The organism is Arthrobacter sp. GMC3 (assembly GCF_002929305.1).
Taxonomy (GTDB): Bacteria; Actinomycetota; Actinomycetes; order Actinomycetales; family Micrococcaceae; genus Specibacter.
This window is the reverse complement of sequence record NZ_PJIO01000010.1, coordinates 28,644-47,031: the sequence shown is the minus strand read 5'-3', so window position 1 is coordinate 47,031 and position 18,388 is coordinate 28,644. Positions and strand designations below refer to the sequence as shown.

At 60.8% G+C, this 18,388-nt stretch carries 16 protein-coding genes; 1 reads left to right on the top strand and 15 read right to left on the bottom strand.

The features are described from left to right. Positions 1-162 precede the first annotated feature (162 nt). The gene (locus tag CXQ94_RS15955; protein ID WP_104091571.1) at positions 163-504 is read left to right on the top strand and encodes an RNA polymerase-binding protein RbpA; all 342 of its coding nucleotides are present in this window, start codon (positions 163-165) and stop codon (positions 502-504) included. Positions 505-582: 78 nt separating this feature from the next. Here CXQ94_RS15955 and CXQ94_RS15950 read toward each other — a convergent pair whose 3' ends face one another. The 15 genes from CXQ94_RS15950 to arc all read right to left on the bottom strand — a co-directional run bounded on the left by CXQ94_RS15950 (position 583) and on the right by arc (position 18,337). Beyond that, positions 583-1,311: a polyprenol monophosphomannose synthase gene (locus tag CXQ94_RS15950; protein WP_104091570.1), complete on the bottom strand. Its 729-nt coding sequence runs from the start codon at positions 1,309-1,311 to the stop codon at positions 583-585. Between the two features lie 493 nt (positions 1,312-1,804). Further along, a complete protein-coding gene (locus tag CXQ94_RS15945; protein ID WP_104091569.1) occupies positions 1,805-3,433 on the bottom strand; it encodes an amidohydrolase in 1,629 nt (542 codons plus the stop codon). 93 nt (positions 3,434-3,526) lie between these two features. Continuing rightward, on the bottom strand, positions 3,527-6,388 hold the full coding sequence (locus CXQ94_RS15940; protein ID WP_104091568.1) for an RNA helicase: 2,862 nt from the start codon (positions 6,386-6,388) through the stop codon (positions 3,527-3,529). 35 nt (positions 6,389-6,423) lie between these two features. Continuing rightward, entirely contained in the window at positions 6,424-7,218 is a 795-nt protein-coding gene (tatC, locus tag CXQ94_RS15935) for a twin-arginine translocase subunit TatC (protein WP_104091637.1), read from the bottom strand. Positions 7,219-7,283: 65 nt separating this feature from the next. After that, positions 7,284-7,550, bottom strand: a complete 267-nt coding sequence (gene tatA / locus CXQ94_RS15930) for a Sec-independent protein translocase subunit TatA (RefSeq protein WP_104091567.1) — start codon at positions 7,548-7,550, stop codon at positions 7,284-7,286. A gap of 33 nt (positions 7,551-7,583) precedes the next feature. Further along, entirely contained in the window at positions 7,584-7,958 is a 375-nt protein-coding gene (locus CXQ94_RS15925) for a hypothetical protein (RefSeq protein WP_104091566.1), read from the bottom strand. A gap of 9 nt (positions 7,959-7,967) precedes the next feature. Then, positions 7,968-10,058 (bottom strand): YafY family protein, encoded by a 2,091-nt coding sequence (locus CXQ94_RS15920; protein WP_104091565.1) that lies wholly within the window; start codon positions 10,056-10,058, stop codon positions 7,968-7,970. Positions 10,059-10,190: 132 nt separating this feature from the next. Further along, entirely contained in the window at positions 10,191-10,586 is a 396-nt protein-coding gene (locus tag CXQ94_RS15915; protein ID WP_104091564.1) for an FKBP-type peptidyl-prolyl cis-trans isomerase, read from the bottom strand. A gap of 30 nt (positions 10,587-10,616) precedes the next feature. Beyond that, positions 10,617-11,639 (bottom strand): FKBP-type peptidyl-prolyl cis-trans isomerase, encoded by a 1,023-nt coding sequence (locus CXQ94_RS15910; protein WP_306418912.1) that lies wholly within the window; start codon positions 11,637-11,639, stop codon positions 10,617-10,619. 58 nt (positions 11,640-11,697) lie between these two features. Beyond that, a complete protein-coding gene (gene pafA, locus CXQ94_RS15905; RefSeq protein WP_104091563.1) occupies positions 11,698-13,071 on the bottom strand; it encodes a Pup--protein ligase in 1,374 nt (457 codons plus the stop codon). 1 nt (position 13,072) lies between these two features. Further along, on the bottom strand, positions 13,073-13,819 hold the full coding sequence (prcA, locus tag CXQ94_RS15900; protein WP_104091562.1) for a proteasome subunit alpha: 747 nt from the start codon (positions 13,817-13,819) through the stop codon (positions 13,073-13,075). A gap of 1 nt (position 13,820) precedes the next feature. Beyond that, on the bottom strand, positions 13,821-14,609 hold the full coding sequence (gene prcB / locus CXQ94_RS15895; RefSeq protein WP_104091561.1) for a proteasome subunit beta: 789 nt from the start codon (positions 14,607-14,609) through the stop codon (positions 13,821-13,823). Positions 14,610-14,648: 39 nt separating this feature from the next. After that, complete coding sequence (locus CXQ94_RS15890) at positions 14,649-14,855, bottom strand: ubiquitin-like protein Pup (RefSeq protein WP_104091560.1); 207 nt, start codon at positions 14,853-14,855, stop codon at positions 14,649-14,651. Between the two features lie 96 nt (positions 14,856-14,951). Then, on the bottom strand, positions 14,952-16,529 hold the full coding sequence (gene dop, locus CXQ94_RS15885; RefSeq protein ID WP_104091635.1) for a depupylase/deamidase Dop: 1,578 nt from the start codon (positions 16,527-16,529) through the stop codon (positions 14,952-14,954). A 14-nt stretch (positions 16,530-16,543) separates the two neighbouring features. Further along, the gene (gene arc / locus CXQ94_RS15880; protein ID WP_104091559.1) at positions 16,544-18,337 is read right to left on the bottom strand and encodes a proteasome ATPase; all 1,794 of its coding nucleotides are present in this window, start codon (positions 18,335-18,337) and stop codon (positions 16,544-16,546) included. Positions 18,338-18,388 lie beyond the last annotated feature (51 nt).

The following is an 18,388-nucleotide window of genomic DNA, read 5'->3' as shown; positions in this document are numbered from 1 at the left end:
CCCGGCCATTTTTCTTGCACATTATTGGCCCCGGTGGAACAACTTGGTCCGGCAATGCGTTTATACAATGACGAACGTGGTCTAGGCAGAGCGTTGGATACGGTCAGTCTGGGCCAAACAGCCGGAATTCATTAGATCCGGCAACAACATTAGGGAGAAGTCATGAGCGATCGTAGCTTGCGCGGTATGCGCTTGGGCGCACAGAGCATGGAGACGGAGTCCGGCGTGGAGCCCGCTCCCCGTCAGCGAATCGAGTACCGTTGCGCCGATGGCGAGCAGGTGTTTGTGACGTTCTCTTCCGAGGCAGAGATTCCCCCGGTCTGGGTATCCAAGACCGGAAAGGAAGCACTCCTTGTCAACGGCGAGGCTCCGGACACGTCCCAGGACAAGCCGGTGCGTACCCACTGGGACATGCTGCTCGAACGCCGCACGCTTCCTGAACTGGAAACCATCCTGGCAGACCGCTTGACCATTCTTCGCGAGAAGCGCGGCGAAAGCGTCTAAGTCACACCCACGTAAAAGGCGGGCGACCCGGTTTCGGGTCGCCCGCCTTTTACGTGGCCAAAGTAAAATTCCGGGGTATTACTTACGCCCGGTCAGCTTGTTCCAGCGTGCGCTCAGGCCCCACTTGGTGACATTGAGCATTGCTTCTTGAACAATATTGCCGCTCATCTTGGAGGCGCCAAGTTCGCGCTCCACAAAAGTGATGGGCACTTCAACGACCTTCAAGCCCTTTTGGCACACACGCCAGAGCATGTCGACCTGGAATCCGTAACCCACCGAATCAACCGCTGCCAGATCAAGGGCCTCCAGGGTGCTGCGACGGAAAGCCCGGTAGCCGCCTGTGACGTCGCGGATGGAAATCCCCAACAGGACACGGGAGTAGAGGCTGCCGCAGGTGGAGATCAGCTTGCGGTGCAGCGGCCAGTTGACCACCTTGCCGCCGGCAACCCAGCGCGAACCCAGGACCAGGTCGGCACCCTGATCGATGGCATCCAAAAGAAGGGGCAGCTGCTCGGGCTGATGGGAACCGTCGGCGTCCATCTCCACGAGAACGTCATAGCCAGCCTCAAGGCCCCACGCGAAACCGGCCAGGTAAGCCGCACCCAAGCCCTCTTTGCCGGCTCGGTGCAGCACGTGCACCTGACTGTCGGTAGCGGCGAACTCGTCCGCAAGCCTGCCTGTGCCATCGGGGCTGTTGTCATCGGCGATGAGTACGTCAACATGCGGGACAGCGTCCCGGAGGCGCTTGAGAGTCTTGGGCAGGGACTCAATCTCGTTGTATGTGGGAATAATTGTCAGGACACGCAACAGTAGTTGCCTTTCCGTGTGGAAATGAAGAAGAGGGTGAAATCTTGCGCACGGTGCGGACCTTGGCAAGACCATGGAATGGCCAGTAAAGGCAAGGGTCACGCGGCGCCAATTCCCCATTATAGGTGACTGTCCTGTACAGTTCCGCCACTGTGAGGTGGATCGCACACAAAAAAAAGACAAGTCCACGCGCCTTCGGGCCAAACAGAACCCACATCGAAGACATGGGGAAATCTGCTTGTTTTCTACTGACGCGTGAACTTATCTCCCTAACACCGAGACCAGCTTTCAATCCAACGGCGGGGATCACCTTTTAGGGCAAGCCACTTCAATAAAAACTAATGGCCAAACGTGCTCATGTCAACACATTGCTGACCTGCGCAAACAAGCAAAAGCGCAGGTCAGCGGCCTCAAGTGCTGGAAAAAGAAATATTTCCTTGAACCCAAGCAATACGACATTATGCGCTGCTATTTAATGCCCGGGTAGGGGATGTTAAGAGAAGTCCTCCGCGGCGTACAGTTCCCGGCCACGGTGCACTGTTTGCAGGCAGCGGGGATCATTGTCCGTATCCAATGCGGGCAACAAAGGTGTCCGGGCCCGGGGGTCTGTTGACCAGGACTGAACGCGTTCGTCGGCCACCTGGACCATGAGCGCGTCAACCTCCCAGATGGCGAAGCTGGCCGGGGCGCCCGGAGCCAGCTGTCCCAGCATGGGGTTCTGTGCGCTGGCGGCCCGCCATCCTGCACGCGTGTGGCCAATAAAAGCCGCACGGGCTGAGATCCTTTGGAGCGGCTGGTGGTGCGACAATGCGGCACGGACGCTGGCCCACGGGTTCAGTGGTGTCACCGGAGCGTCGGAACCGAAACAGATCGGCACACCTGCCTCATAGAATTTAGCTATCGGATTCAGAGTTGCTGCCCGTTCGGCCCCCAAACGCTGCGCGTACATGCCCTGGTCCCCGCCCCACAAGGCATCAAAGGCCGGCTGGACGGATACTGTCACGGCATGCAGTGCGAGTGCTGCCATGGCCGCGTCGTCAACCATTTCAGCGTGCTCGAAGCGGTGACCTGCCGCACGAACTTTCTCAATGCCCACCCGTTCTGCCGCAAGGGCCAAGCCCTCCACTGCCAAGTCCATGGCGCCGTCGCCGATCACGTGGAAGCCGCCGGAGATGCCGAGCTCGGACGTCGCAGCCAAATGGTCGGCGATTTGGGCGGCAGTCAGGTAGGCGTTCCCCCGCGTGGCTGGAACATCGGCGTAGGGTGCACGCAGGAACGCCGAATGAGAGCCCATCGATCCGTCGATGTTGAGGTCTCCTGCGAGCCCGAGCACGGGCGTTCCCAAGGACGCCAACACCTGCCGGGCCTCCTCGGCACTGGAAACTGCCTGACCCCAATACGGCAGGACCTCGGCAAAGGCTTCAGGAGCATCGAAGGCGCTCAGTGCTGCCAAGGCGGCGAGGTCGTCGGCCGAGCCGACATGTGGGGCGCTCATCTCGGCTAGCGCAATATAGCCATTGGCGGCCGCATGGCGCAAAGCGCGCTGCTGAACCCGCGTGCGATCAGTCGGTGACAGTTGGCGCACTGCGTCACGGACATGCGCATGGGCGTCACCGCTGACAAGGCCGTCTCCGTGCCACCCTTTCAGGGCTGGCAAGCCGCAACGCGTCGCCAAGGCTCCGGAGACCATCGCCGAATGGACGTCAACACGCGCCAGGTAGACTTCGCGGCCGCCACTGGCCCGCTCCAACTCCGCGGCCGTCAGCGGGCGTTGCTCGGCCCAGGAGGACTCGTCCCAACCATGGCCGAGCAAGACTCCCGCGGGCTTGTCCGCCGCGGCGATCGCCACCAGGTCAAGCGCCTCACTTACCGAGCGGGCACCCGTGAGGTCCACGGATTCCAGCGCCAGTCCGGTCTCGGTCACGTGCACGTGGGAATCAACAAAACCCGGTGTAATCAGTGTTCCGCCCAGGTCGACAAGGCGCATGCGTGAATCCAGCAAGGACGTGGCCGCGTGTTCCGATCCGACCCAGGCCACGGTGTCCCCATCCACCAGCATGGCTGTTGCTAACGGATCTGCAGCGCTGTAGACGGAGCCGTTGCGATACATGGTCAAAGACATGGCTGTGGAGTCCTTTCGAGAACAATTTTCAAAGTCGTGCACCCGGTGTCCGGGCGGTGGTGGTCTGTGAGCGGATTGCTGGGTGCTTGGCGGTTATTCAACAACTGTGGTGTAAGCCACCACTCCCCGGCGCAACAAATCCATGGCCGATCTGCACAACCTCGCAAAGTCGGCAGGCATTCCCGGCACCTTCGACAACTGGCCCAACAGATCGATCACTTGTTTGGTCCATCGGACAAAGTCCCCGGCTGCCAGCTCAGTGCCGTGGAGTGCATCGTGAAGCGTACGACCCTTAGCCCACTTGTACATGGGCCACACCAGGCCAAGTTCGGGTTCACTCGTCAGAGGTAGCCGATGCGCCTCCTCGGTATCCTCCAGCGCAGCCCACAGGCGCACCACCGTCTCCACAGAGGTCTCCAAGCTGACACTGGGCATCCTGGGGCGGGCAGCGCCGTCGTCGCGCTTGGCCTGATAGACCACGGCCGTGGTGAACGCCGCAAGCTCGGCGGCATCCAGGTCATCGAAGGCGCCTTCGCGCAGGGCCATGGCTATGAGCAGGTCCTTCTCGCCGTAGACGCTTCGCAGGCGTTGGCCATCTTCGGTGGGCCGCAGGTTCCCGGCGCTGTCCAGCTCAAGGAAGCCGTAGGAGGACAGAAGATCGGTCACCCGGTCAAAAGTCTTGGCAATGGTATTGGTGCGTGCCGATATAGCCTGTGCCAGGACGTCTGTTTCGCGGCGCAGTTTCCACCAGCGCTCAGACCAGCGTGCATGCTCTTCCCTGTCGCCGCAACCGTGGCAGGGGTGCGCGCGCAGGGCCCGTCTCAGGGCCTCGACACCCTCTGTCTCGTCCTGCAGGGGTCCGGGCAGGGCGAAGGCAGTTCTGCCCGGGCCCCTGCCAGCGGCATCCGTGAGTGCCTGTTCCACCGAACTCAGCAGATTGCGTCGGTCCTTGGGTACCTTGGCATTAAAGTTCTTGCCAAGCCGCACATGAGTTGCTGGGATTGCCGGAGCCGTGAGGTCGTTGATGCTCAGCCGCCGGACTTCCTTCTCCAGCGTGAGGATGAGGGGCCGGGGTTCACGTGAGCTTGAATCGGCTTCCAGTACGACGGCGTGGCCCGGTGCGCGCCCGGCCGGTACCATCACCACGTCCCCCGGCGACAGGGCCGCCAGCGACTGGGCGAGAGAGGTCCGTCGCCGTTTCGCCTGGGATTTGGAGGCGCCACTTTCAAGATCGGAGAGTTCACGGCGAAGTTTGGCGTATTCGCTAAAGTCGCCCAGGTGACAGGTCATGGCTTTTTCATACCCGGTCAGGGAAGCTTCCCGGGATCTGACCTGCTTGGCTAGATCTACCACAGACCTGTCGGCCTGGAACTGTGCGAAGGACGACTCCAAGATGTCGCGGGTGCGGCGTCGGCCGAATTGGGCCAGGAGGTTGATACTCATGTTGTAGGTGGGCCGGAAGCTGGAATTCAGCGGGTAGGTGCGCTTGGAGGCGAGGCCTGCCACCGCTGTGGGGTCGGTGCCGGGCTGCCACAGGACCACGGCGTGGCCCTCCACGTCGATACCGCGGCGCCCTGCCCTGCCCGTTAGTTGGGTGTACTCCCCCGCGGTGATGCCGACGTGGGCCTCACCATTGAATTTTTCCAGCTTTTCCAGAACGACCGTGCGGGCCGGCATGTTGATGCCCAGAGCCAAAGTTTCGGTAGCGAAAACAGCCTGCACCAGGCCGTCCGCAAAGAGGTCCTCCACCACTTCCTTGAAACTGGGGAGCATGCCGGCGTGGTGGGCTGCCAGTCCGCGCAGCAAGCCGTCACGCCAGCCCCAGTAGCCCAGAATGTCCTTGTCGGAGTCGGGAAGGTCAGCACATGCGGCATCCACGCGCCGCGCAATTTCCGCCTGTTCCTCACCGGTGGTGAGCCATAGGCCAGCGGCAGCGCACTGCTGGACGGCTGCATCGCAAGCGGCCCGGGAGAAGATGAATGTGATGGCTGGAAGCAGGTTTGCCGAGTGCAGCGCCCGGATGACCTGCGGGCGGGAGGCCTTCTTGACCATTCCGGAGTCCGAACGGTTCAGAGGGGAAGAGTATTTGGATCCGGTGTCACTGTAACGGGACCCTCGGTGGTCCCGCCGGCCGGGCCTGGATCCCTGACGTCCACGGGCAGATGATGGTGATTCGCTGCGGGCAAGTTTGAGCAGCTCAGGGTTGACCTTGATGCGCGGATTGGCCTCGGGGGCGCTGTCCCCGGCAATCTCATCGAATGATTGTTGGGTGGCGAAGAGGTCCACAATTTCTTTTTGGACCATGACATGTTGCCACAGCGGTACCGGCCGGTGTTCGGAGACGACAACCGCCGTGTCACCGCGAACCGTGCCCAGCCAGGCACCAAACTCCTCGGCATTGGAAACGGTGGCGCTCAGCGACACCACAGAAACCTCACTGGGAAGGTGGATAATCACTTCCTCCCATACCGCACCACGGAACCTGTCGGCCAGGTAGTGGACCTCGTCCATGACCACGTAGGCCAGGCCGGAAAGGGTCTGAGAGTCCGCATAGAGCATGTTCCGCAGTACTTCGGTGGTCATGACCACCACGGGTGCCTCAGAGTTGATGCTCGTGTCTCCGGTGAGCAGCCCCACGTTCTCCGGGCCGTACTTGCGCGCCAGTTCTTGGTACTTCTGATTGCTCAGTGCTTTGATGGGCGTCGTGTAGAACGCCTTGTGCCCGCGCGAGAGTGCAAGGTAGACGGCAAACTCGCCCACAATAGTTTTCCCAGCCCCGGTGGGGGCAGCAACCAAAACACCGCGGCCAGCTACGAGAGCCCGGCACGCGGTGAGTTGAAAATCGTCTAGATCAAAGTCAAGTGTTTCTTTGAAAGCACCAAAATCGCTGGTGGCATCGGAGGCGTTGGCCTTGGCTGCCATGTAGCGTTCGGCGGGTGACTCAGGCTCAGACATTGGCATGCAACCAGCCTACGCGAGGCCGGGGACTGTTATTGAATTTCGAGATCCTTCGACGGCGTGGCAACGTCCGCGGTCGCTTCGGTTTCCTTCTCCCGCTTTGCCAAGCGCCGATCACGGCGCTTGTCATTGAGTATGCAGAGCCCGATAGCGCCAAAGTACAAGACCAAGAGTGGCGCGGCCAGGAAGAACATTGACATGACATCCGATCCCGGTGCTGCCATGGCCGAGACAATGGTGACACCCAAGATGGTGAAGCGCCAGGCTTTCAAATACGTGGAACCACGCACCATGCCAATGGCATTCAGGGCAAACAGTAGTACCGGCACCAAGAATGCGACACCCATGAAAAGCATCAATTGCAGCACGAACTGCAAGTAGTCGACAGCCTTCATGATGTTGCTGCCGCCCTCCGGAGTGAAGGAGGTCAGGGCACGAACAATGTTGGGCCAGATGAGCCAGCCAACAAAAACGCCCGCCAGGAACAACGGCACGGCAGCAAACAGGTACGACAGCGTGTAGCGGCGTTCCTTCTTCGTCAGCCCGGGCGTGATGAACGCCCACAGCTGGTAGATCCAGACAGGTGAGGCAAGGATCAGACCCAAGATGAGGGAAATCTGCAGTTTCAAATCGAACGACGTTGTGACACCTTCAAAGTTCAAGGATGCAACAATGTGCCGTTCGGCGCTGATGTCACGCAGGGGCGCAGTGACAGCCGCCATCAAAGGGTCGTAAAGAATCCACCCGATGATGATTCCCGGAATCATGGCCAGGGCGCTCTTGAAGAGCCTGTTCCTTGCTTCTACCAGGTGTTCTTTAAGGGACATCTGGCCATCAGGATTGGCTTTGCGCCCCTTCACTGCACTCACTGTCTCTGTAGCGGATTCTATGACTAGACGCCGGTGCCGGTGCTGTCAGTGGTCCCGGATTTGGTGGGATCATTGACAATTTTGCCTTCAACAGGCGCTTCGGCGTCGGGTGCGGCAGCAGCGGTTTTCTCTTCCTTGCCGTCGTTCTTCATTTCCTTGACCTCGGATTTGATAATCCGCATGGACTGTCCAAGGTTTCGAGCAATGCTCGGCAATTTGGGTCCTGCGAACAGGAGAATCGCAACGAGAATAATAATGCCAAGAACCCAAGGTTCCCTAAAAATTGCCATGGTATGACCTTTCCTTTTGGTTCATCCTACGTCTTATAAGGCTACGTCTTGTAAAGCTTCGATGTCGCGCAAGGATTGGAGCTGTCCGCGTTCTTTCCTGCGGGCGACGCGCCGTTGAAGTCGGGCGAAACGCCGATCCTCTTTGGCAGCTAGGTAATCATCCTTCATTTGTTCAGGGGTTGCAAAAACGGCGGACCCCGGAACAACATTCCGCTCTTCTGTGACGAGCGCCTCTTGGGCGAGTTGCGAACTCTTCTCCCAGCGCTGCCCCAGATCCTCGCTCACCGCCGTTAGTGAGCGCATGGTTGCGGAGGCATCACGCCAAACTTTAAAGCCAAGGACGATGACAAAGAGCAGCGCTAGCGCAACGAGCGCCACCCACAGAACAATCCACGACCACCAAGGCATTATTTGAGTCTATCCGTCTTGGCTGGGTGTAGCCGGAGTGTTTTCGCCCACAGCGTGATTGGGAGCGTCGATGCCATAGTTGGCCACTGCCGTGGACAACCAGGCGGCGGTTGCCTCGCGCAGCGCCGGCGGATGCACCACACGGGCGTGTCCGCCAAGCCTTGCCATGAGAGGTGGGATGGTGTGTTGCTCCCCCACTAGGAGCCGAACGCCGAGCTGATCGGTGCCGTGTGTTCCTGCAGGTAGCAGGTGCAGTGTTGCCCCATAGGCCGGTGCGAGCCGTTTGGCCGTAGTGGAATCGGCCACCAGATGCACTTCGACGTCGTTCACCCCTGGCGTGTAGACACCGGCGGAGGTGCCCACCATTGCTGGGGAGACCATTGCCGGATGCGTGATTTGAGGCCCGGCCTGCTGCAGGGAACGAATATTCTCTACCCGGAAACTGCGCATTTCCTCCGCACGCCGGCACCAGGCGCGCACGTACCAGGCAGAGTTGACGGAATAGATGCGCTTGGGTTCGATGACGCGCAAAGTCAGCTCGTCCCGGCTTCGCACGAGATAGGTGATCTCGCAGGCGGCCTCTTCACCAATGAGTGCTTGCAGCCGCGTAATGGTCTCAAGCTCCTTGGAGGAGACCAGATGAAGTGCGACGGCGTCGGCTAGCCAGGCGTCCTTGCCCGCCACTAGCTTCAGCGCGTCAATCGCATTGCGCAACGACTGGGCCTCCCGGGTGCCTGGGATTGCCGACAAGGCATCCAAGCCCACCAAGAGCGCGCAGGCTTCTTCTTGCGTCAGGCGCAAAGGACTGGCGAGTGTCTCAGCATCCCTGATGAAGACCTGTCCCTCTTCGTTGCTGACATCCATGAGGTCCCCGTGGAGGTAGCCTGGCAGCCCTGACACGGTCAAGGTTGCCAGATCCTTGGCGAGTTGCTTGGTGCTAATACCAAATTCCGTGGCGAGCTCCGATTCCTCAATGCCGGGATTCGCCACCAAAAACGGCACCATGGAGAGCAGCCGCAGCAGCCTGTCGCGGGAGTCTTTCTTCTTTGCAGGGGCCACGGCCATCCTCGGGCCAAATTGGCCACCGTCCGGGTCGCCGCTGGTGGCGGCGGCTGCGGCCCCAAGAAGCCTGCTGACGACGGACGCGCGAAGCGACGCGGGTTCCAGGGCTACGGCTTGGTGGCCCAGAGCGGCCAGATCATCGGCCATGAGTTCGGGTTCGCGGTACGTGATGGACAAGGTGTCCAGGCCTTCCGGATCGCCCGTTGCAATCACGGTGGAACCCTCTTGGCTACGGAGGGAGTGCCCCGAGCCGACGCGCACGTGCACAGTTCCCCGGTAGGGATCCTGATTGCCGAGCCCGTCTAGCACGCTGGCGATGGAGAACCCGTCCGGAGGCCTTAGACGCTCGCCGTCGAGGACCACAACCTCTGATTGGATGCGTGAGAGTCGGAAATTTCGTGGCGCCGATTTTTCCAGGTCCAATCCGGCGAGGTACCACTCGCCGTATTTGTTGCCTAGTCCCCACGGTTGAACTCGGCGCGGGCTGGCATTGCTGGCGCCGGCACCCTTGTAGCTGAAGCTCACGGCGTTGCCTTGGCGCAAGGCGCCCCACAATGGTTCAAAAGCGGGCTCCTGGGTGCGGATGCGGGATTGAACCGTGGTGTCGTCGTCGTACCAGCTAGCTCCTGAGCGGGTGGCGATCTTGCGCAAAGCGGACTGTGCCGCCTCGCTGAAGGCGGCCTCAGACCATAAGTTTGCGGCAACGGCCAGAAGCGTCATCTCGGGTTCGTTGAGGCGGATTTCGGGCACACGGTATTCACCTGGCTTGATCCTGTAGAGGGCCTGGTCTTCAATATCGAGCTCGTGGCTGATGGTGGTGGCGATGGGAATGCCCAGTTCGCGCAGGGTTTCTTTGTCACGTTCAAACATGCGCTCAAAGGCAACACTGGCGGTGGCCTCCGCGGAGGCCGTTGCGGCTGTCCGGGCATAGCCGTTAATGTTTTGGCGGATGTAGGCCCTGCTGTAGCCGCGACGGGTACCCAGCAACGCAATGACGAGGTTGAGCCTGCGTTCGCTGGCATCGATAGGAGAGGACACCCTGCCAACACTACTAGGGCGGCGCCCGAAGATTCATCACCGTGACGGGCGCGTGGCAGTTAAAGACAGCTGGCCCCCAAGCAGTGCTTGAGGACCAGCAGGTTAACGACGTATTGTGCCGTCAACTGAGGACTAGCGAACGCCCACCAGGTCAACCACAAAGATCAGTGCTTCGTTGGGGCCAATGGCTCCACCGGCGCCGCGTGAGCCGTAGGCCAGCTCCGAAGGAATTTCCAGGCGACGACGGCCGCCCACCTTCATGCCAAGCAGTCCCTGGTCCCAGCCCTGGATGACCTGGCCGATGCCAGCCTTGAATTCAAGGGGTGTGCCGCGGCCCCAGGAGGAGTCAAATTCTTCACCCGTGGAGAAGGCGACGCCAACGTAGTGGGTTGAGACGGTGCTGCCGCGCACTACCTCGGTGCCGGTTCCTTCCACGATGTCCTCAATGACGAGTTCAGTGGGGACGGCGTGGTTGGGGAATTCAATTTCGGGTTTGGTGCGATCATAATCGCGGGTACCAAATGACATGGTGCTCCTCGTTGGTGGGGTGTTTAGGGACTACTGGATACCAAGGATATCAACAACAAAGACAAGGTCACCCTTGGCTTTGCCCTGGCCCGCATCACCGTAGGCAAGGTCCTTGGGGATCACCAGTAGGACGCGTGAGCCCACAGTCTTACCGGTCAGTCCCTGGGTCCAGCCCTTGATGACGTTGGACAAGGGGAAAGTAGCAGGGGTGCCGCGGTCAAAGCTGGAGTCAAAGATGTCGCCACCCACAAAGTTCACACCAACATAGTTGGCCACAATGGTGTCGGTGCTCTTGACAGTGGCGCCCTTGCCCTTGATCAGGTCCTGCGAAATGAGTTCCGTGGGTGCCTTGGCATCACCAACGGTGATAACCGGAACGCCCTTGTCGTTCTCCTTCACGGTGGGAAGACCGGCGGGAGGGGTAACAGTGTCGCCTTCAGGCTTCGACAGCGGCTTGACCACGTCGCTGGCAGACTCGATCAAAAAGACGGTCAATACGGCAGGCTGTGCTGCCTGGCTGGGTGCGGCTGTGGTGCCTGCAACGGCGGGCGTTCCCGGGTACGCGTAAGCGATGTAGGAGCCGATCTTGGCCCCGACGAAGGTGCTGTACACGGTGGGGTTCTGGGTCTTGAACGTGTCATCGAAGAGCATGCTCTCCCCGGCCGGGTCGGCAAAGTTATTCCCGTTAGTGGTGCCGTCCGTGGCGTTGAAGCCGATGGCACGAAGTGACACTGCCTGGCCGGCCTTGACCTGCGCGCCAGTGCCTTCCTTGACAACCTTGATGGACTCGGCCTTGATATCCAGCGGTTTGTCGAAAGTGACTGTGGGGGGCTTTCCGGCGCCCTGATCTTCCACCTTCACCGAGGCGAGGGCCTCCGCGTTGGCCGGTGGCACACTGACCGAAGCGCTGGAGGTGGGTTCAGAGGTTGCTCCCGAGCATGCGGTCATAAGAAGCAGTAAGGGCAGGAGCAGTGCAAGAATTCGGCGCACAGAGACACTTTCGAAGTCGGGACGGATGGAATGTTGCCCGATGCCGCGGTAGATATACGACACGCGGGCGCAACAAGCATATCCAACCTATCTGGGTAAATGCTGTCCGCGGAAAATGTGTCTAGTAGCCGGGCTTCAGGGACGCTATTAGCTCATCCACCCTTTCGTCTGTGTTGGCGAACGGGTCTTTGCACAGGATGGTCTGGTGGGAGCGGTCGTTGAGCTTTAGATGCACCCAGTCCACTGTGTAGTCGCGGCCGGAGTCACGGGCAGCGCTCACAAATCGCCCGCGCAACGCCGCCCGCGTGGTGGCCGGGGCTTCATCCACTGCCAGCGCGATAGCCTCATTGCTAGTCACCCGTGCGGCCCCTCCCCGGCGTTCAAGCATGTTGAACAGCCCTCGCTCCGCCGAGATGTCGTGGTAGCGCAAATCGAGCTGCGCCACCTGTGCCGAACCCAGGTCCACGTCGTGACGGGCGGCGTATGCGGTCAGTAGCTTGTGCTTGATGGCCCAATCAATCTCGGTGTCAATACCCGAATAGTCCTGGGTGTCAATGGCGTCAAGGGTGCGTTCCCATAAGTCCAGGATGCGCGGAACCAGGTCGTTGTGCGCGCCGTGGGAGCGCACAAATGAGCTGACTTTTTCAAGGTAATGGCGCTGAATCTCAATGGCGTTCATGGTGCGTCCGTCAGCCATCTTGACTGCATGCTTGCCCGTCAGATCGTGAGAGATCTCCCGGATACTGCGAATGGGGTTCTCCATCCGCATATCACTCATGATGGTCCCTGCCTCGATCATGCGCAGGATCAAATCCACCGTACCAACCTTGAGCATGGTGGTGGTCTCGCTCATATTGGAATCGCCCACGATCACATGCAGGCGTCGGTAGAGTTCGGCATCGGCGTGCGGCTCATCCCGGGTATTGATGATGGGCCGGGAACGAGTGGTCGCCGAGGAAACCCCTTCCCAGATGTGATCGGCACGTTGAGAAAAAGCGAAGTGTCCACCTTGTTGGGCACTCATGACTTTTCCGGCTCCAGCAATGAGTTGGCGGGTCACCAAGAACGGGATCAGAATGTCTGCGAGCCTGCTGAATTCCCCGCGCCTGGTGATCAGATAGTTCTCGTGGCTGCCGTAGGAGTTGCCGGCGGAGTCGACGTTGTTCTTGAACAAGAAGATCTTGCCCGCGTATCCCTCGATCGTCAACCTGGCCTGGGCCTCGGCAACAAGGTCGTTCAGGATCCTCTCCCCTGCCCTGTCGTGGGCGATTAGCTGCTCGATCGAGTCACATTCGGCGGTGGCGTATTCGGGATGGGAACCAACATCCAGATACAGTCTGGAACCGTTGGGTAGGAAAACGTTCGAGGAACGACCCCAACTCACCACCTTCCTGAAAAGGTAGCGGGCCACCTCCTCGGGCGAAAGGGGCCGGGAGCCAGGCGCCGAATAGGCAATGCCAAACTCGGTCTCAATTCCGAATATACGCCGATCCACGCTAGGCCTCTCTCTGGGCGTTCAAAACATTTTCAACTTCGAAGGCAGGCAGCCGCCTGAAGGAACGATGCGTGCCGCGCACCTCGTGACCGTTGCGCTCCAGCACGGCAACCTCCAGGTTGCCCGGGGCGAGCGGCTCCGGCACAGCGCCCGCAATGGCGTTACCGGCCGACTCCTGCCGGGGCGCCTGCAGGGCCGCCACCGCCCAGGCAATTGTCTGGGGCAGTTCGGCTCCAACATGCCAGGTATCGCGGAGCTGCCCCTGGACCAAATCAGCCTTGCCGCCCATGGCCAGGTACCCTGATTCATCGGCAATGGAGCCATCGAACGTCAAACGAAAAATGTGGTCTTCGGCCTGGCTGGCCCCCACCTCGGCAACGGCCAATTCAACCTCGAAAGGTTTTTGCTCGGCCGTGAAAACGGTTCCCAAGCTTTGCGCGTAGACACTGGCCAGGCCGCGTGCGCTGACATCGGCACGGGCGTAGGAATAGCCACGCACATCCGCATAGCGCACACCAGCCTGACGCAGGCTTTCAAATTCGTTGTACTTGCCCACAGCGGCAAAGGCTATGCGGTCGTAAATCTCGCCAATCTTGTGCATCGTGGGTGACGGGTTCTCCGCAACCAGTGCAATCCCGTCCCTGTAGCTGACCACCACTACCGAGCGGCCGCGCGCAATGCCTTTGCGGGCAAAATCGGCGCGATCCTTCATCATTTGTTCGGGGGACACATAAAACTGTCCGGACATTTTAGGCCTCCCTGCGCTCAGTTGTTCGTCGCTCAACAATGGCATGCACGACGGCGGCCAACTCTTCGGAGCTGACCCGTTGCGCGCCGTCGCCGGTCACCACGTACACAACCGGCCACACCTGACGGACCAGGTCGGGGCCTCCGGTGGCCGAGTCGTCGTCGGCGGCGTCTATCAGGGCCTCCACGGCGACGGCGACGGCGTCCTCACGGTCCAGCCCCGGGCGCCACAACTTCTTCATGGCACCCCGGGCAAACACGGACCCGGAGCCCACGCTGTGGTGTTCGAGTTCCTCGTAGCGGCCTCCGGTGACGTCGTAGGAGAAGAGCCTCCCCACAGATGTCCCGCTCTCCACGCCAGCAAACAGCGGAACCACCGAGAGTCCTTGCAGGGCCATGGGCAAATTGGCACGGATCATGGCCCCAAGCCTGTTCGCCTTGCCGTCAAGGCTCAGCAGGGCTCCCTCGATCTTTTCGTAGTGTTCGAGCTCCACCTGGAACAGCCGGACAATGTCGATGGCCAGCCCGGCGGTCCCGGCGATGCCGAGCACCGAAAACCTGTCCGCGGGGAACACTTTTTCAATGTTTCGGTTGGCTATCATGGTGCCCATCGTGGCGCGCCGATCCCCCGCCATGAGCACGCCACCGTCGAAGGTGAGTGCCGCAATGGTGGTCCCGTGCGGGGTTGGTGGCAGCTGGCCGGCGGGAAGGGTGCGCCCAAACGGCAGGAGCCCCGGATTGGTTGACCCCACATAGTCAAGGAACGACGACGTGGCACCCGCGGCACTCATCGAAGGCCAGCCACCCCTCTGCTCGGCATCCATGGGACGCTACTGCCCGCCCTTTTGCACGAAACCGCGAACAAACTCCTCGGCGTTCGTTTCCAGCACGCCATCAATTTCATCGAGCAGGTCGTCGACCCCCGAGGTCGACCCCTGACCGGAGCCTGCCCCAGGAGCGGGCGTGGGCAGTGGGGACTCGTCGACTTGTTCTTCCTCGGTCCTGGAAGAGACGTTCTTTTGTTCCTGCGAAGCCATGATGTGTCCTTACGCCTGTGGAGTGATTCCTTGGCTTCCATCCTGCCACGACCGGGCCCGGTTTACGCCGAAGCATGCCACTGAATATGGGCCCGGCTAGTGGCTGCCGGAGAGCAGACTGGCAAGGAAGGTTGCAGCGTCGGGGCTGTTCTCGAACAGTTTCCCCGTCAGTTCCTGTGTGCCCCGCAGCGGCTCCTTGGTGGCAACGCGTTGTAGCTTGCGTTGCTGGGGCAGTTCGAAGATTACCGAATCCCAGCTGGCCCCGACCACATTGGCCCCGAAACGCTGAATGCACTGGCCTCTAAAGTAGGCGCGTGTGTCCGTGGGCGGCTGTACGGCGGCCTGGGCAATGGATTCATCGCTGACCAGCCGCTGCATGAGCCCGCGCTGGAGCAGCTTGTAGTACAAACCCTTCTCGGGACGGATATCGGACCATTGCAGGTCGATCAACGCCAGGCGTGGATCGTCCCATTCCATGGCGTCGCGCGCACGGTACTGCTGCAACAGGTTCAGCTTTGCCACCCATTCCACCTGTGAGGCGAGGCTCATGGGGTCCGTGCCGAGGGCGTTGAGCACTTCTTCCCACTTGGCCAAGACGGGGCCGGTGTGCCCGTCGCCGGTGACCGGGTCACTTGTGCCGTTGGCCCGGGAGTGTGCCACTGCCGCGTTGAAGTAGAGCCACTGCACGTCCAAAGCACTGATCCGTGACCCGTCAACTAGTGCGTGGGTCTGCTCCAGTGACCAGTCGTAACTGACGTCCTTGAGCGTGGCGACGGGGTCGGCGAAGCGTATCTGTGGCTCCGTGCCATGCTCAATCATGTCCAGGACCAGGGCGGTGGTGCCGAATTTGAGGTAATTGGAGACCTGGCTGAGGTTTGCGTCGCCAATAATGACGTGCAGGCGTCGGTATTTCTCGGCGACGGCGTGCGGCTCGTCCCGGGTATTGATAATAGGTCGGCGAATGGTGGTTTCCAGTCCCACCTCTGCCTCAAAGAAGTCGGCGCGTGCACTGATCTGGAAGCCGGTCGCGGAACCAGTCTGGCCGCGTCCCACCCTTCCTGCCCCACAGATCAATGCCCGGGTGACGAAGAACGGCGTCAGACCGGCCACGATGCTGCTGAACGGGACCGTGCGCGGCATCAGATAGTTTTCATGACTGCCGTAGGAGACCGACTTGTTGTCGGTGTTGTTCTTGTACAAGTTGATGGCCGGCAAGCCGGGTGTTGCGGCAATCCTGCGGATGGCGGCTAGGGCAACAAGTTCCCCGGCCGCGTCCCAGCGCACGGCATCAAGGGGTGTGGTGACTTCAGGGGAGGAATACTCCGGATGGGCGTGGTCTACATAGAGCCTGGCACCGTTGCCCAAGACCATGTTCATCATGAGCGGGCCAGACTGCTCAGGGACTTCCCCGCCTTCTAAAGCAATCTGGGCGGCCGTTAGTTCGGGCTCGTCATCGGTGAGCTGGCTGGGATGGGCATCGGCACGTGGCACGGCCCATCCCCGGGCATCCGCGAGGGGATCCTCATCCGTGTAATCCCATCGGGTCTCTCCCCCGGCCGCGGCGCGGTGCCCGGTCTCCAACGAATAGGCGTGCACCACCTGGGTGGACAGCCAGGTGGCGTTGAACGCGGCACTGCCGGGGGTGTGGATGCCGTATTCGGTTTCCGAACCCATCACCCGGCGCACGCTCACAGGTATTGGCCCGTGTTGGTCACGGTTTCCAGGCTCTTGCCCGGCACCTGGCCTTCCTTGCTTTGGACGATGGTGCGAATATAAGTGATCCGCTCGCCCTTCTTGCCCGAGATCCGTGCCCAGTCGTCGGGGTTGGTGGTGTTGGGCATGTCCTCGTGTTCGCGGAATTCATCGACAACGGCCCGGAGCATGTGCTCGATCCGGATGCCCTTCTCGCCGCTGAGCAACAGGTCCTTGATGGCGTACTTCTTGGCCCTGTCCACTACATTCTGGATCACGGCGCCGGAGTTGAAGTCCTTGAAGTACAGCATCTCCGTGTCACCGTTGGCGTAGGTGACCTCCAAGTACTCGTTGGCTTTGTCCGTGGCATACATGGCCTCAACGGTGCGTTGGATCATGGCGTCAACGGTTTCGCTCAGGCTGCCGTTGTTGGCTTCGACGTCGAAGTGGTGGAAGGGCAGTTCGGTGGTGACATATTTGGCGAAGATGTCCGCAGCCGCCTCGGCATCGGGGCGCTGGATCTTGACCTTCACATCCAGGCGGCCAGGGCGCAGAATGGCCGGGTCGATCATGTCCTCACGGTTTGAGGCGCCAATGACAATGACGTTGTCCAACCGTTCGACGCCGTCAATCTCGCTGAGCAGCTGCGGAACGATGGTGGTTTCGACGTCGGAGGAAATACCAGTCCCTCGGGTGCGGAACAGCGAATCCATTTCGTCAAAGAAGACCACGACGGCGCTGCCGTCGGCGGCTTTCTCCCGAGCCCGGGCGAAAATGAGGCGGATCTGACGTTCTGTCTCGCCAACATACTTATCGAGGAGTTCCGGGCCCTTGATGTTCAGGAAGTAGCTTTTCTGATCCTTGACGCCGGAGCGTTCGGCGGCACGTTTGGCCAGCGAGTTCGCCACGGCCTTGGCGATGAGGGTTTTTCCGCAGCCTGGCGGGCCGTAGAGCAAGATGCCTTTAGGTGCCTTGAGCCCATGTTCGCGGTAGAGGTCCGGGTGCAGGAACGGCAGTTCTACGGCGTCACGGATTTGTTCGATCTGCGAAGTCAACCCGCCAATATCCGAATAGGAAATATCCGGGACTTCCTCCAAGATCAGATTTTCCACCTCCGAGCGGGGAATCTTTTCTAGGGCGTAGCCGGTCTTGCCGTCAACGGTCAGGGCGTCGCCGACGCGTAGGCGTTCTTCCTGCAGGGCCCCGGAGATGCGTACCACACGCTCCTCGTCTGCCCTGCCGGTCACCAGCACCCGGTCGGTACCAAGCAGTTCCTTGACCGTGACAAGCTCACCCACCCTTTCAAAGCCGAGGCCGGCGATGATGGTGAAAGCCTCGTTGAGCAGCACTTCTTGCCCAACCCGCAGCTCACGGATGGGCAGCAGGGGGCTCAACCCGACCCGCATTTTGCGTCCGGAGGCGAAAATGTCAACGCTTTCCTCGGTTACTGCCACCGGGGCGGAGGATCTCGCGGTAGAGAGGCGTGCCACACCGCGCGGGTTCAGGGCGAGAACAGTGCCGAATCCGTAGGGCGGCTGACCATCATTTTCCAGGGCGGAGCGGAGTTTGAGGATCTCGGCCTTGGCGGTCTCCAACATGGCCACCATGCGGCTGTTGTTCTGTGTGGCGGAGGACAGCTGGCGATCGAGATTGCGTGCCTTATCCCGGAGCACGTTGAGTTGGCGCTCAAGGACGGCTTGCTGCCCCGGGCCCACCGAATACGATGCCCCCGAGGAGCCGGGGACGGCGTCACCGGGATTGCCCGGGGTGAGATTCGTTGCCTCGCTCATGCTGTTGTGTCCTTCCGCAAGGGACCAGTGGCGGTGCGGCCCCAGAGGACC